This window comes from Ruegeria sp. R13_0 (assembly GCF_017743995.1).
Taxonomy (GTDB): Bacteria; Pseudomonadota; Alphaproteobacteria; order Rhodobacterales; family Rhodobacteraceae; genus Ruegeria.
The window spans coordinates 122,840-136,064 of sequence record NZ_JAGHRB010000007.1 but is presented as its reverse complement, the minus strand read 5'-3'; the positions used below and the strand labels follow the sequence as shown (position 1 = coordinate 136,064).

Genomic DNA, 13,225 nt, shown 5'->3' with positions numbered 1-13,225 from the left:
CTTGCCCGGGGTCCCTATAGAATGGGCGTTTTGGTCGGGCATTCCAAGAGGGGCGCGGATTCTAAACCATCTGGATGACGTCTTTTTCGATCGACAGCATATAGCCCTTTTTGGCGATATTCTTGACCAGCAACTCACTGACCATCTGATTGCCCAAGGCGTCGCGCAGCCGTTTTATACGGGTGGCGCCTGCGGCTTCGTCACAATCGGCAGCATCGCGACCCGAGATCGTCGCCTCGATCTGTGCGCCTGACAGGACCTCATCATCCAATCGGGATTCTGCCAGCACCGAGAGGGTCTCCATGGCCGCTGGGGTCAGTTTGAAATCCATGTTGTTGAGATAGACGGTATTCTCCTCGCGACTGATCAGCAGGGATGTCACCTGAATGCCGGTGCGTTCGATCTGTGCCATGCGCCGGTTCAGTAGCGCAAGCATCACCAGAAACACCAAGGCCGAGATCATCATTGCGCAGGCAAAGACCAACAGCACATAGATCACCATGCGATAGCTGGAAAGCGTATCGGCAAAGGCTGTTCCCGATTGGGCCAGAATCTCAAGCAACCGGATTTCCGTTTGCGAGGTCAGATCCGCCTCGACAAACAGCCGTTCGACGCGGGCGTTGAATGCGTTGGCATCGGGCAGCGTCCAGAACAGGAACAGCGCGGCGGTGATCAGGATCACGACAATGGCGGCAATGCCCAGACCGACAAGACGCACGCCCGAGCGTCGCGCCTCAGAAACGGAGATAGAATTTTCCGGCATTGGCCTTCCTTTGATCCAACCCTTCCGGCCCGAAGACGGACTGGACATTCAGCAGGGTCCACCCAGAACCGCTAAGGCGCTGGGCGACTTCACTCGTTGCCTGTCCCTTGTCGCAGGACGAAACCTGCATCACGCCGTAGTGCAGGCGCAACGGGTTGTCCTGTTTGGCCTTGTAGTCGGCATAACACTCCGCGGCCAAAGCCACCGGGGCCACCGATATCAGCGCAGCTGCGACCAGAGAAGAGAAGATCTGTTTCATAAGCTGCATCCTGCGCATGGCTTGGGCTGATATTCAATGACCAAAGGGGTTTGCAGCGCCTGATATCCAATAACACGGGGCCGATATTGCTTGTCTGAGGGGGGTGGACCCAGTGTTGAGGCATCAAAGACGCGGTCCATCACGGGGTCGCCAAAAATCTCGGAAAGGACAGGCATCATGCACAAGAAATTCATCGCTCTGATCATCGCGACAGCTATGGCGATTACCGGCGTATCGGCCTCAAAGGCGCGTGCTGCGGATACGGGGGATATCCTCGGGGGGTTGGCCGCGATCGCGATCATTGGCGCGGGGGTGCATTACTACAACAAGGAAAAGCGCAAGGATCGCGAGAAGGCCGCACGGCAATACAACCACGTGCAAACCGCGCCTCAGGTCAAACACCACAAGGTGAAGCCATTGCCCAGACACGTGGCGCGGTATGACCTGCCACAACGCTGCCTGCGCCAGCATGACAATTACGGGCAACGTCCGCTGCTAGGCACGAAGTGCCTCAAGAAGCACTACAAACATGCCAACAGCCTGCCGCAAGAGTGCAAGGTCGGGTTCTGGAATGGCAACAAGGTAAAGCGGGCGTATGAACCTGCATGCCTGCGCCATCACGGATACCGCGTCGTTTACAAGTAACACGGTCGAGCAGGAGTGGTGCAAAACAGCACCGCGCTGAGAGAGGGTGGCGCAAGCTGCCCTCTCTTTTTTTTTGTTGCGGCGGCTTTGAAAACGCGGTTTTCCGAAGGGATGACAAAACCGACTTATGAACTTGAACAGGGGCTGCAGGCGCAGGGCCATATCCGGATTGCAGGCGTGGATGAGGTCGGGCGCGGCCCGTTGGCCGGACCTGTGGTTGCTGCCGCCGTGATCCTGAACCCCGACGATATTCCCGAAGGGCTGAACGACTCCAAGAAGCTCTCGCTCAAGCGACGCACAGCGTTGGAGGCAGAGTTGCGGGACCGGGCCGAGATCGCCGTGGCCGAGGCCTCGGTCGCAGAGATTGATGAGCTCAATATCCTGCGCGCCTCGCATCTGGCCATGGTGCGCGCGGTGCAGGCACTGGATCCGGCACCCGACTATCTTCTGATCGACGGGAACATGATTCCAAACGGGCTGCAGATCCCGTCCGAAGCTGTGATCAAGGGGGATGGTAAATCTGTGTCGATTGCGGCGGCTTCGATCATCGCAAAAAACTGGCGCGATCAGCTGATGGTGGATTTAGCGCAACAGCATCCCGGCTACGGCTGGGAGGCGAACGCCGGATATCCGACAAAACAGCACCGCGAGGCGCTGCAAAATCTTGGCGTGACCCCACATCATAGGCGTTCGTTCAAGACGGTACACAATATCTTGTATCAAGAGTAAATCGTAAGTCGCTGATTCAAAAAAGAAATTGACGGCGAATCGTCTTTGACTCATCCTTGTGTCAACCAAATGAGCGCAAAAGCGCCGTGGATACTTGAGGCAGTGATATGACAACGACCACCAAAAAGGGCGCAAAAGCGCTCCCTTTAAACACGATTCTATCTGGGGACTGCATCGACGTGATGAACAGTCTGCCCGAGGCGTCGGTTGATCTGATCTTCGCGGATCCGCCCTATAATTTGCAGTTGAAAGGCCAGTTGCATCGCCCCGATAACAGCCAGGTGGATGCGGTCGACGATCACTGGGATCAATTCTCAAGCTTAGGTGCTTATGACCGGTTCACGCGTGAATGGCTGAAGGCGGCTCATCGTTTGCTCAAGCCGAACGGCGCGATCTGGGTGATCGGCTCGTACCACAACATCTTCCGCGTGGGCTCGGCCCTGCAGGACGCGGGATATTGGATTTTGAACGACGTCGTATGGCGCAAGTCGAACCCGATGCCGAATTTCCGCGGCAAGCGATTCACCAATGCGCATGAAACGATGATCTGGGCCTCGAAGCGCGAAGGCGCGAAATACACGTTCAACTACGAAGCTCTGAAAGCGCTGAACGAAGGCGTGCAGATGCGCAGTGACTGGGTTTTGCCGATCTGCACCGGGCATGAGCGCCTGAAGGACGAAAACGGCGACAAGGCGCATCCGACACAGAAGCCCGAGTCTCTGCTGCACCGCGTTCTGATTGGCTCGACCAATCCGGGTGACGTGATTTTGGACCCGTTTTTTGGCACAGGCACGACTGGGGCCGTCGCCAAGATGTTGGGCCGTGAGTTCATCGGCATCGAGCGCGAGGAAAGCTATCGTAAAGTGGCCGAGAAGCGGATCTCGAAGGTGCGCAAGTTCGACCGCGAGGCGCTGGAAGTCAGCGCCAGCAAACGCGCCGAGCCGCGTGTACCGTTCGGCCAGTTGGTTGAACGTGGGATGCTGCGCCCAGGCGAAGAGCTGTATTCGATGAACCAGCGCCACAAAGCCAAGGTTCGCGCGGATGGAACGTTGGTTGGCGACAACGTCAAAGGTTCGATCCATCAGGTTGGCGCACATCTTGAGAACGCCCCTTCCTGCAACGGTTGGACCTATTGGTGCTTCAAACGCGATGGCAAAACGGTGCCGATCGACGTTCTGCGCCAGCAGATCCGGGCCGAGATGCACAACTGATATCACGAAAACCGCCGGTGCCTGTGGCCTGACACAAGGCACTACGCCTTGCCCCGCCGTTCTCGGCGGGGTCTTTTGTTTTGCAGTCAGAGGTGATTGCATGGGCGCGCCGCCAGCACTGCCTCAGAGGTTCCTGTCATGAGCGAGACAACTGCCAGCCCATCCAGACTGGAACGGTTCGCCGTTACGCAGCCGGATGCTGTGGATCTGGACAACAAATACACCGAAGCCGCAATGCAACGGCACAAGCAGGAGGGTCTGGAACTGGCCGTCCGCGCACGCTGGATCGCTATGGCTTTAACCGGGGTATTGTTGATCTTTCTGAACCCGCAATGGGAGGTTCTGTGGTATCAGTTCATTCTGCTTGTCCTCTGCGCGAATGGCTGGTTGATCCGGCGCGCAGGGCGGGTTGGGCAATCGCGGACCGAGCTGTTGCTGATCTTTGTCGATCTGCTGATCATGACGCTTGGGATGATTGTTCCGAACCCGTTCAGCGATGATGTGCGGCCGTTGGCAATGCAGTACCGGTTCGATAATTTTCAGTATTTCTTCATCATTTTAGCTGCTGGGACGCTGGCCTATTCGTGGCGCACGGTTGTCGCGATTGGCTCCTGGACGGCCCTGATCTGGACGGCGGGTTGGATCATCGCCTGGTGGGTGGCCACGCCGATTCCGGGGATCAGCCAGAAGGTCGCGGCGGCTTTGCAGGGCTATCCGGACGTCGCAGAGCTGTTGGATCCCAACAGTTTCGATATCCCGCAGCGCATTCAGCAGGTGGTCGTGTTCGTGATGGTCGCAGTGACGCTTGGCGTGTCGATGCGACGGCTAAATCGCTTGTTGATGAGCAACGCGGGGCTGGAGCGGGAACGGGCCAACCTGTCGCGTTACTTCTCGCCCAATGTGGTCGATGAGCTCAGCAAGAATGACGAGCCGTTAAAGCAGGTGCGCAAGGCGGATATTGCGGTGCTGTTCATTGACATTGTGGGCTTCACGAAATTTGCAGCCGGACGGGACCCTTACGAGGTGATTGAGGTGTTGCGCGGATTTCATGCTCGGATGGAGGCCGAGGTGTTTCGTCACCATGGCACTTTGGACAAATATCTGGGCGACGGGCTTATGGCGACGTTTGGCACGCCGGTCGCAACGCCTTTGGACGCCAGCAATGCGCTGGGCTGCGCGCGGACGATGGTCAGCGTCATCGACGAGTGGAACCAGGAACGACTTCGAGCGGGAGAGCATGATATCCATGTCGGGATCGGCGTGCATTTTGGTTCGGTCGTTCTAGGGGATATCGGGGCCAACCGGTTGGAATTTGCAGTGATTGGGGATGCGGTGAATGTCTCGGCAAAGCTGGAGGCGATGACCCGCGATTTTCAGGCCCGGATCGTGGTCAGTGACGCGTTGCGGGAGCAAGCCGTACGCGAGAATCCGAATGTTGGAGCGTTGATGGATGGGTTTCAGAAACGCCAGGGTCAGACCGTTCGCGGAGTTGAAACCCCTATGGATATCTGGGTTTTGTGAACGGCTCCCGCCTGTTTGGGCAGCATCAAAGATGCAGCCCCTCCAGTTGGGCCGGGCAGCGCGCGATGCGCGCTGCGGTCACGCCCTTGGGCCGGGGTTCAGTGCTTTGTTATAGGGGTGCCAATCGGTGATCTCGGGGTAGTAGTGCCGCCGCCAGGCGCGGACGCGCGGGTTCATGACGCGGCGCCATAGCGGCGGGATCATCGCGGCGACGGTCATGACCGGATAGCCGAAGGGCAGTTGCGGCGCGTCCTCTTGCGGGTGGTTTTGCAGCAGCGGGAAGCGACGGTTGGGTTTGTAGTGATGGTCCGAGTGGCGCTGCAGGTTGATCAGCAGCCAGTTCGACGCTTTTTGTGAGGCATTCCACGAATGCCGGGGCAGAACGTGTTCGTATTTGCCCTCGCCCAAATGTTTTCGGGTCAGGCCGTAGTGTTCCACGTAGTTGACCAGCTCTAACTGCCAGATCGCGACGCCCGCTTGCAGTAGGAACAGGGCGAGGCCGGGCCATCCTCCGATCAGAGCAGCGAGGATCAGCATGCCGGTTTGCAGTGCCCAGTAGCGCCAGAACGGGTTCGAGCGGTCAGTCCAGGGGCGGTCCTTGCGGGCCAGCTTGTCCTTCTCGGCCCGAAAAGCTGAGATCAGGCATTGCAGCAGGACGCGAGGATAGAAGCGGTGGAAACCTTCGTTGTAGCGCGCCGTCACCGGGTCGCGCGGAGTGCCGACGTGGCGGTGATGGACCAGCAGATGCTCGGACCGGAAATGAGAATAGAGGACCATTGCCAGAAGGAGATCGCCCAGCCAACGCTCAGATCGGGATTTTTGGTGCATCAGCTCGTGGCTGTAGTTGATCCCGATCGTGCCCGAGATGACGCCCATACCGAAGAACAGCCCGATCTTCGACCAGCTCGACAAGTGATCGCTATGGGTTGCGTACCAGATCAGGCCAAACAGCGTGAGGAATTGGACAGGCGCCCAGAGCTTGGTCAGCAGGATGTACCAGTGCAGCGCGTCATCGGGGGTTTCAGGGTCGGCGTTTTGCAGGTTGAGGCCGGTCAAGCGGTCCAGAACCGCAAAGGCCCACCATGTGGACAAGGGGATCAGCAATACCCACCAACCCCCTGCAAAGGCCGTTGCCCAGATCAGGGGGATCAGCAGGAAGGACACCCAATAGGGCAAAGCGGCTTGCCAGTGCGAGAGGGGTTGAGTCGCGATCATCCTAGATGCTCCGAATAGGCAGATGCACCCTAGCCGGACGGACCGAGCTTGCCCAGCGGGCTTATTGCCCCCGCCAAAGGTCGTAGGCTTTTCGCATCACCGTAGGCAGGTCGCTGGGTTTGAAGTCATGCTTGGGCAATAGGGTCAGCCCGTCGGGTTCGGTGCCATCGGGCAGCGGTGCGCTCCAGATTCGCAGCACCAGATGGAAATGTGTGAAGGTGTGGCGCACCTCGCCGTTCAGAACGCGCCACTCTGCCGAAAACGGAGGGGCCTCGGGCGGAGCCTCGGACCAGTCCGAGCCGGGCCAGCCCAACATGCCACCCAGAAGACCCTTGTCCGGGCGGCGTTCCAGCAGGAACGCTCCGTTTGGGTCTTGCGCGATATAGACATGGCCGAATCGCGTGGGTTTCGGCTTTTTGGGCGTCTTCTTCGGCAGCTCTGGCTGCGTGCCAGCAGCGCGGGCAAGGCAGGGGGCTTGCACGGGGCAGATTCCACAGGCCGGGGATTTGGGTGTGCAGATTGTGGCCCCAAGATCCATTACGGCCTGTGCGTAGTCTCCGGGTCGCAGTGCTGGTGTCAGCGCGGCTGCTTTTTCTTTCAGAACAGGTTTTGATCCGGGCAACGGGTCGTGAATATCGTAGAGCCGGGCCATCACCCTCTCGACATTGCCATCCAGCACGGTTTCGGGCCGATCAAACGCAATGGCCGAGATCGCAGCGGCGGTGTAAGGGCCGATCCCCGGCAGGTCCAGCAGCGCGTCGTAGGTGTCGGGGAACTGTCCGTCGTGATTCTCGGCCACGACACGGGCGCATTTCAGCAGATTGCGGGCGCGAGCATAATACCCGAGGCCCGCCCATTCCCCCATGACCTGATCATCGGGGGCGGCGGCCAGCGCCTGCACGGTGGGCCAACGCGTGGTGAAGCGGGTGAAATAGTCCCGCACGGCGGCGACGGTTGTCTGTTGCAGCATGACCTCGGACAACCAGACCCGGTAAGGGTCCGGCACAACGCCTGCGGCGCGATCGGCGGGGCCAACACGCCATGGCATCTCGCGCGCGTGGCGGTCATACCAGTCGAGCAATTCAGCGCTCAGGTTAAATTCGGGGCTGTCACGCAAGTTTTATCTATCTCACTGTCGGGTTTCGCTGGCGCCTGCTGGCTTGCTTATTACAATAGCGGTGCAGGAGTTGGAAACCAGATGCAGCGCAGACGTTCTTCGACCCGCGGGTTCAAACGCACCGCGACATTGCTGAACGATCAGATCAGACGCGCCGGCGAAAGCCGGGGCTTTGCGGTTTCGCGCCTTCTGACCCACTGGGCCGAGATCGTGGGTCAGGACACTGCCGCCATCGCAAGACCGGTGAATGTGGGCTATGGCCGGAACGGGATGGGGGCGACCCTGACCGTGCTGACAACCGGGCCGCAGGCCCCCATGCTGGAAATGCAGAAAGAACAACTGCGCGGCAAGGTGAACGCCGTCTACGGCTACAATGCGATCAGCAGAGTGCGCATCACCCAGACCGCCCCGACCGGATTTGCCGAGGGGCAGGCCAGTTTCGACCACAAGCCGAAACAAGCGAAACCAGAGATCAAACCTGAAATCATGGCCGAAGCGGGCAGGGTCTCGCAGGATGTCCATGATGAAGATTTACGTGCGGCCCTTGAACGTCTGGGCCGCAACGTTTTATCCAAGCAGAAACGCTGAGAAAGGGCTGAGAATGAGCCGTATTGCAACCGTAATCTGTGCGGCTGTCGCAGTGGCCGCTGGTGGCTATTGGATGACAGCTTCGAACACAAACTCCGTCAATCCTCTGGTCGGCAGCGCCATCGCGCAAGAGGCCGATCTCGACACCTCGACGATCATCGAGATGGTGCAGGGGGCCGAGGATGCGCCGGTCGAGATCATCGAATATGCCTCCTATACCTGTCCGCATTGCGCCAATTTCCATCAGGGTGCCTACAAGCAGCTGAAGAAGGACTTCATCGATACCGGCAAGGTCAAGTTCATCTATCGTGAGGTCTACTTTGATCGCTATGGCCTGTGGGCGTCGATGGTTGCGCGCTGCGCTGGGCCCGAAAAGTTTTTTGGCATTACCGATCTGATCTATCAGGGCCAGTCCGAATGGACCCAAGCAGGTGGTCCAACCGAGATCGTGGACGAGCTGCGCAAGATCGGCCGTCTGGCGGGTATCGACAATGACCAGCTTGAAGCCTGCCTGCAGGACGGTACACGTGCGCAGACTCTGGTGGCGTGGTATCAGGAAAACGCTGAGCGCGATGACGTGACGGGCACCCCGTCCTTTGTTGTGAACGGCAAGAAGGTTTCGAACCAGTCCTATGAGGACTTCAAGCAACTGATCGAAGACGAATTGGGCAGCTAATTGCCTATTGGTCGGCCTGTTCTCGGGCCGACCATTCTCGTGACTTGGGGCCGGTCACTTGGGGGATGGGGCCGCTTTCAGGATCATCTCTTTGACCTGCTCGGGGTCGTTCACTTGCAGCCGGACAGGCAGGGTGACGACCTTGTTGCGGAAAGCTTGCGGCAGGCGCACTGCGTCTTTTTCCGTCGTCACCATCTGAGCGCCAAGCAGGCGCGCCTCGTTTTCAAGCCGGGTCATCAGAGCCGGGGTTAGCGGTTGATGATCGTCGAGTGCCTCGGCCCGCAAAAGCTCAGCCCCTTGTTGGCGCAGGGTTTGGAAGAACTTCTCGGGGTGGCCGATCCCGGCAAAGGCCAAAACCCGCGATCCAGCCCAGTCCATGCCGGTTTGCAACGGCGCGACAACGCCCGTCGCATGGGGCACCGTTAGCTTAGGGACCCATTGTGCGGCGAAGACTTCTTGCGCTTGCGTATCGCCCAATGACAGAACCAGATCGGCGCGTTTCAGGCCGACCTCTACGGGTTCGCGCAGGGGACCAGCTGGCAGGCACAGGCCGTTGCCAAACCCACGCTCGGCATCCACCACAATGATCGAGGAATCCTTGGCGACCGCCGGATTCTGGAAGCCATCATCCAGAACGATCACGCTTGCGCCCGCCTCGGCCGCAGCGCGCGCACCTGCGGCACGGTCCTTGGCGACCCAGACCTCGGCAAACATGGCCAGCAGAAGCGGCTCATCCCCGACCTGCGCGGCACTGTGTTTGGTGGGGTCAACCCGCACCGGGCCTTCCAGCGAACCGCCATGGCCGCGCGTCACAACATGCGGCTCGTGCCAGGCGTTGCGCAGCTCTTCCAGTACCCAGATCACCGTGGGCGTCTTGCCGGTTCCACCTGCGTTGAGGTTGCCGATGCAGATCACTGGCACACCCGGCTTCACTCCGGGATCAGAGTTGACCCGGCGCGCCGTCGCTGCCGCATAAAGCCGCCCCAACGGGCTGAGTAACCGGGCACGTAGCGCCGGGCGTGCGGGGTCCGAGTTCCAGAAGTCAGGGGCGCGCATCGTGGTTACTCCGCTGGTCCAGAAGGTCCTGCAGCATGTCGACTAGCCTCTCGGCCTGAGGTGCCCCTTCGGTGATCGCCTGCCATCCCGCCAGTGCCATCCCGGCCGCGCGATCCGGGGCAAGAAGAGCGACGACCGCATCTCCAAGCTCGGTCGCAGTTTTGACCGGATGGGCGGCACCAGCCTCGGCAAGGCGGGCATAGACCGTCTGGTAGATATCGACATGCGGGCCATAGATAACCGCCGATCCCAGCGCGACAGCATCCAGCGGGTCCTGCCCGCCGGCGCCGCGTTCCAGCGAGCTGGCCATGAAGGACACCGGTGAAACACGCTGCCAAAGGCCAAGATCTTCGGGCTCAGAGCTGACAATCACCTGTGTCGTGTCCTCTATAGAGCCGCCGTCGTCCCAATTGGAACAGCGCAAGTCCATGGTTTCAAGCCGTCGCTGCAGCGGCGCGGCCTCGGCCCGATCCGCCACGTGCAGGATCAACGCCAAACGCGGCAGAATGCGCAGCGCCTGCCGATGGGCGCTGAGGACCGAGATGAACTCTTTCGCCTGAACCCGCGCCGCCAGCCAGACCGGACGCCCGGCGAGGGCGTGGTTGGTCTCGATCAATTCGTCCTCAGGCCAGGGTGAGGGGTTCGGGCTGAACTGCAGCGGCGGCGCTTTGCGCACTTTGGAGGAGGCAACCCCCATTCGCCGGATCTGGCGGGCCGTTTCGTCGGTGGTGGTGAGTATATGTTCGAAGCAATCGAAAGTATATCTGCTGATATCCGGCAGCCACCGCGCATTGCGGGACAAAACGACATCCAACTGCGCCTCAATCAGAAGCATCGGGATTTTGCGCTCTTCCGCGCGGGTGATGATGCTGGGCATCAATCCCCCTCCGACCCACAGACCCAGATCGGGTTTCCAATGGTCCAGAAAAGCCCGCGCTGCGCCGGTTTGTTCGGCGGGTAGGTTGACCATGGGAAAGGGGATTCCTGTCCAGCGGCTCAGGTCGATCTCGGGCGGGGTGCTCAGCAGGATCGACAGGCCGGGTCGGGCCTGTTGCAGTCTGAGGCAAAAGTCACTGATTGCACGCAGGCGGTCGCGGGTTGCGATGTGAACCCAGACAAGCTCTCCGTCCGGGCGAGGCTGATCTGGTCGGATGCTTTGCTGCGCCCCTCCCCAGGACAGGACCCGGTAGGCGGCAAGGCTCAGAGATCGCGGTTTGCTCATGGGGCAATGCCGGGGCCGTTCGGGTCAAGCCGGGAGGAAAGCTGGGTGTGGATACCCTGCGCCGTGGCCAGAACGCCGTTTAGCCGAGGCTGCGCGTTGTTGAACCTCAGGGGCTGGCCTGCGCGGTCGGTGCACATTCCTCCGGCCTCGCGAATAATCAGGTCGCCCGCCGCGATATCCCATTCCCAACTGGGTCGCAGGGTCAACATGCCGTCAAAACGCCCCTCGCCTACCAGGGCCATGCGATAGGCCAGCGACGGGCGATAGGCACGGTCAAACTCGGGCACCTCGCCATCGCGCCAATGGTGGCTGTTCATGTTGGGCCTGGCGGCCAGAATTGTGGCAGTTCCAAGCGTCGAAGCCTCCGAGGCGCGGATTGGCGCACCGTTCAGGGTGGCGCCCTGACCTTTCGCCGCCGCATAAAACAGGTCGCGAAGGGGCAGGTAGATCACGGCGGCGGTAACCTCTCCGTGCTCCGTAACGGCAAGCGAATGCGCCCAGGTGCGCGAGCCTTCGGCAAAACTGCGGGTGCCGTCAATCGGGTCGATGATGAAGGCGCGGTCCCGCGATAGGCGGTCCGGACTATCCTCGGTCTCTTCGCTGAGCCAGCCATAGTCGGGCCGCGCCGTCGGCAGCATCTGTTCCAGCATGTCGTTGACGGCCAGATCGGCCTCGGTCACCGGCCCGGCACCGTCGGGCTTGTCCCAACGCTGCGCCTGCGCGCCCGAGAAACGGGTCGCGATCTCTCCGGCCTTGCGTGCGGCTTCAATCAGCAGTGGCAGGTCAGTTGCCGGCAAGGGTCATCCCTTCGATCAGCACCGAGGGCACAACGCGCGACAGGTAGGGGCGCGCGTCATTGGCCGGGATGATCCGTTTCAGCATGTCGCGCAGGTTGCCCGCGATGGTGCATTCATTGACCGGATGCGTGATCTCGCCATTCTCGACCCAAAAGCCCGAGGCCCCGCGCGAGTAGTCCCCGGTATTGGGGTTGATCGTCGATCCGATCATCGAGGTGACCAGCAACCCTGTTCCCATATCGCGCAGCAGGTCGGCGCGGCTTTGGGTGCCTTGGGTCAGGCTGAGGTTCCAGTTGCTGGGCGAAGGCGGCCCCGAGACACCGCGCGCTGCATTGCCGGTTGAGGTCATGCCAAGCTTGCGGGCGCTGGCCAGATCCAGCGTCCAGCCGGTCAGCACTCCGTTCTCGACAATCGCCCGGCGGCGCGTTGCCAGCCCTTCGGCGTCAAACGGGCGTGAGCCTGAGATACGTGGGCGGTGCGGGTCTTCGATCAGCGACAGATGCTCGGGCAATACCTGTTCGCCCAGACAGTCTTGCAGCCACGACGCCCCTCGCGCGATCGCTGCGCCGTTGCTGGCGGCCAGTAAGTGCCCGATCAGTGAGGATGAAATGCGCTCGTCAAACAGTACCGGAAAACTGCCCGTTGCGGGCTGGCGCGCGCCAACCTGTTCGACCGCGCGTTCCCCTGCCTTGCGTCCGATCTCCTCGGCATCGCGCAGGTCGGCTTGGAAGGTGCGGCTGTCGCCGTCATAGTCCCGCTCCATCCCGGTGCCTTCGCCCGAGATCGCAACGCAGGATGTTGACCGGCTGCTGCGCGCATACCCGCCCGAAAACCCGTTGGTGGCAGCCAGATGCACCCGATGTATGCCATAGCCCGCCGCCGCATCAGAGACTTGCGATACACCGGATACAGCCAGAGCGGCAGCCTCAGCCGCCAGCGCATCTTGCATCAGCGCTTCGGCAGAGGGTTCTGGGGAGGGGTCAAACAGCTCAAGCGCGTCGAGATCCCAACCGCCCGTCAATTCCTCGCTGGCCGCCAGACCGGTGAACGGGTCCTCAGGCGCTTCGCGCGCCATGGCGACGGCCCGTTCGGCCATGGCCGTCAGCGTTTCGGGACGGCTGTCCGAACTTGAAACAATGGCCTGTTGCTTTCCCAGAAATACCCGAAGCCCCAGATCGGTGCCTTCTGAGCGTTCCGCATGTTCCAGCGCGCCGCCACGTACCTCGACCGATACGGAAGATCCGTCGATCACGATGGCATCTGCCGCCTCGGCCCCGGCGAGGCGTGCGGCGTCAAGCAATTGCTGGCTGATTTCTTCTGGTGTGCGGGTCATACGGCCTCCGGATGTGTTGCCAAGGACCTAGCCTTGCACCGCGCCTCTCGCAAGACCCTGACGGTATTGTGTGGGAGGGCCGATCACTGGCGG

14 protein-coding genes are annotated in these 13,225 nt (G+C 60.7%); 6 read left to right on the top strand and 8 right to left on the bottom strand.

Annotated elements, in window-relative coordinates; all coding sequences use genetic code 11:
* Positions 1-61: 61 nt before the first annotated feature.
* Both J7394_RS11115 and J7394_RS11110 read right to left on the bottom strand, forming a co-directional pair.
* Entirely contained in the window at positions 62-763 is a 702-nt protein-coding gene (locus J7394_RS11115; RefSeq protein ID WP_170460025.1) for a helix-turn-helix domain-containing protein, read from the bottom strand.
* The gene (locus tag J7394_RS11110; protein WP_170375633.1) at positions 735-1,022 is read right to left on the bottom strand and encodes a hypothetical protein; all 288 of its coding nucleotides are present in this window, start codon (positions 1,020-1,022) and stop codon (positions 735-737) included. The genes J7394_RS11115 and J7394_RS11110 overlap by 29 nt, the downstream gene beginning before the upstream one ends.
* 177 nt (positions 1,023-1,199) lie before the next feature.
* Between J7394_RS11110 and J7394_RS11105 the strand changes: the two genes are divergently transcribed.
* The 4 genes from J7394_RS11105 to J7394_RS11090 all read left to right on the top strand — a co-directional run bounded on the left by J7394_RS11105 (position 1,200) and on the right by J7394_RS11090 (position 5,128).
* Positions 1,200-1,667: a hypothetical protein gene (locus tag J7394_RS11105; protein ID WP_170471446.1), complete on the top strand. Its 468-nt coding sequence runs from the start codon at positions 1,200-1,202 to the stop codon at positions 1,665-1,667.
* A gap of 111 nt (positions 1,668-1,778) precedes the next feature.
* Positions 1,779-2,396 carry a ribonuclease HII gene (locus J7394_RS11100; RefSeq protein ID WP_209253031.1) on the top strand — a complete coding sequence of 206 codons (618 nt, stop codon included), beginning with the start codon at positions 1,779-1,781 and terminating at the stop codon, positions 2,394-2,396.
* Between the two features lie 107 nt (positions 2,397-2,503).
* Positions 2,504-3,607: a site-specific DNA-methyltransferase gene (locus tag J7394_RS11095; RefSeq protein ID WP_209253030.1), complete on the top strand. Its 1,104-nt coding sequence runs from the start codon at positions 2,504-2,506 to the stop codon at positions 3,605-3,607.
* 138 nt (positions 3,608-3,745) lie between these two features.
* Positions 3,746-5,128: an adenylate/guanylate cyclase domain-containing protein gene (locus J7394_RS11090; protein ID WP_209253028.1), complete on the top strand. Its 1,383-nt coding sequence runs from the start codon at positions 3,746-3,748 to the stop codon at positions 5,126-5,128.
* A 78-nt stretch (positions 5,129-5,206) separates the two neighbouring features.
* On the opposite strand, the gene J7394_RS11085 is transcribed toward J7394_RS11090, so the two are convergent.
* Both J7394_RS11085 and mutY read right to left on the bottom strand, forming a co-directional pair.
* Positions 5,207-6,343, bottom strand: a complete 1,137-nt coding sequence (locus tag J7394_RS11085; RefSeq protein ID WP_209253026.1) for an alkane 1-monooxygenase — start codon at positions 6,341-6,343, stop codon at positions 5,207-5,209.
* Positions 6,344-6,404: 61 nt separating this feature from the next.
* Complete coding sequence (mutY, locus tag J7394_RS11080; protein ID WP_209253024.1) at positions 6,405-7,460, bottom strand: A/G-specific adenine glycosylase; 1,056 nt, start codon at positions 7,458-7,460, stop codon at positions 6,405-6,407.
* 81 nt (positions 7,461-7,541) lie between these two features.
* Between mutY and J7394_RS11075 the strand changes: the two genes are divergently transcribed.
* Both J7394_RS11075 and J7394_RS11070 read left to right on the top strand, forming a co-directional pair.
* Complete coding sequence (locus J7394_RS11075) at positions 7,542-8,048, top strand: DUF721 domain-containing protein (protein ID WP_170375623.1); 507 nt, start codon at positions 7,542-7,544, stop codon at positions 8,046-8,048.
* Positions 8,049-8,061: 13 nt separating this feature from the next.
* On the top strand, positions 8,062-8,724 hold the full coding sequence (locus tag J7394_RS11070) for a DsbA family protein (protein ID WP_209253023.1): 663 nt from the start codon (positions 8,062-8,064) through the stop codon (positions 8,722-8,724).
* 54 nt (positions 8,725-8,778) lie between these two features.
* On the opposite strand, the gene lpxK is transcribed toward J7394_RS11070, so the two are convergent.
* The 4 genes from lpxK to J7394_RS11050 are packed head-to-tail and all read right to left on the bottom strand — an operon-like array spanning position 8,779 to position 13,132.
* Positions 8,779-9,780: a tetraacyldisaccharide 4'-kinase gene (gene lpxK, locus J7394_RS11065; protein WP_209253021.1), complete on the bottom strand. Its 1,002-nt coding sequence runs from the start codon at positions 9,778-9,780 to the stop codon at positions 8,779-8,781.
* On the bottom strand, positions 9,767-11,002 hold the full coding sequence (locus J7394_RS11060) for a 3-deoxy-D-manno-octulosonic acid transferase (RefSeq protein ID WP_209253018.1): 1,236 nt from the start codon (positions 11,000-11,002) through the stop codon (positions 9,767-9,769). The genes lpxK and J7394_RS11060 overlap by 14 nt, the downstream gene beginning before the upstream one ends.
* A complete protein-coding gene (locus J7394_RS11055) occupies positions 10,999-11,799 on the bottom strand; it encodes a 3'(2'),5'-bisphosphate nucleotidase CysQ (protein WP_209253016.1) in 801 nt (266 codons plus the stop codon). Before J7394_RS11055 ends, J7394_RS11060 begins: the two co-directional genes overlap by 4 nt.
* The gene (locus J7394_RS11050) at positions 11,786-13,132 is read right to left on the bottom strand and encodes a TldD/PmbA family protein (protein ID WP_209253014.1); all 1,347 of its coding nucleotides are present in this window, start codon (positions 13,130-13,132) and stop codon (positions 11,786-11,788) included. Before J7394_RS11050 ends, J7394_RS11055 begins: the two co-directional genes overlap by 14 nt.
* Positions 13,133-13,225 lie beyond the last annotated feature (93 nt).

Coding starts and splice junctions, on each gene's coding strand:
- J7394_RS11115 (WP_170460025.1), bottom strand. CDS start 763: ATGCCGGAAAATTCTATCTCCGTTTCTGAGGCGCGACGCTCGGGCGTG.
- J7394_RS11110 (WP_170375633.1), bottom strand. CDS start 1,022: ATGAAACAGATCTTCTCTTCTCTGGTCGCAGCTGCGCTGATATCGGTG.
- J7394_RS11105 (WP_170471446.1), top strand. CDS start 1,200: ATGCACAAGAAATTCATCGCTCTGATCATCGCGACAGCTATGGCGATT.
- J7394_RS11100 (WP_209253031.1), top strand. CDS start 1,779: ATGACAAAACCGACTTATGAACTTGAACAGGGGCTGCAGGCGCAGGGC.
- J7394_RS11095 (WP_209253030.1), top strand. CDS start 2,504: ATGACAACGACCACCAAAAAGGGCGCAAAAGCGCTCCCTTTAAACACG.
- J7394_RS11090 (WP_209253028.1), top strand. CDS start 3,746: ATGAGCGAGACAACTGCCAGCCCATCCAGACTGGAACGGTTCGCCGTT.
- J7394_RS11085 (WP_209253026.1), bottom strand. CDS start 6,343: ATGATCGCGACTCAACCCCTCTCGCACTGGCAAGCCGCTTTGCCCTAT.
- J7394_RS11075 (WP_170375623.1), top strand. CDS start 7,542: ATGCAGCGCAGACGTTCTTCGACCCGCGGGTTCAAACGCACCGCGACA.
- J7394_RS11070 (WP_209253023.1), top strand. CDS start 8,062: ATGAGCCGTATTGCAACCGTAATCTGTGCGGCTGTCGCAGTGGCCGCT.
- lpxK (WP_209253021.1), bottom strand. CDS start 9,780: ATGCGCGCCCCTGACTTCTGGAACTCGGACCCCGCACGCCCGGCGCTA.
- J7394_RS11060 (WP_209253018.1), bottom strand. CDS start 11,002: ATGAGCAAACCGCGATCTCTGAGCCTTGCCGCCTACCGGGTCCTGTCC.
- J7394_RS11050 (WP_209253014.1), bottom strand. CDS start 13,132: ATGACCCGCACACCAGAAGAAATCAGCCAGCAATTGCTTGACGCCGCA.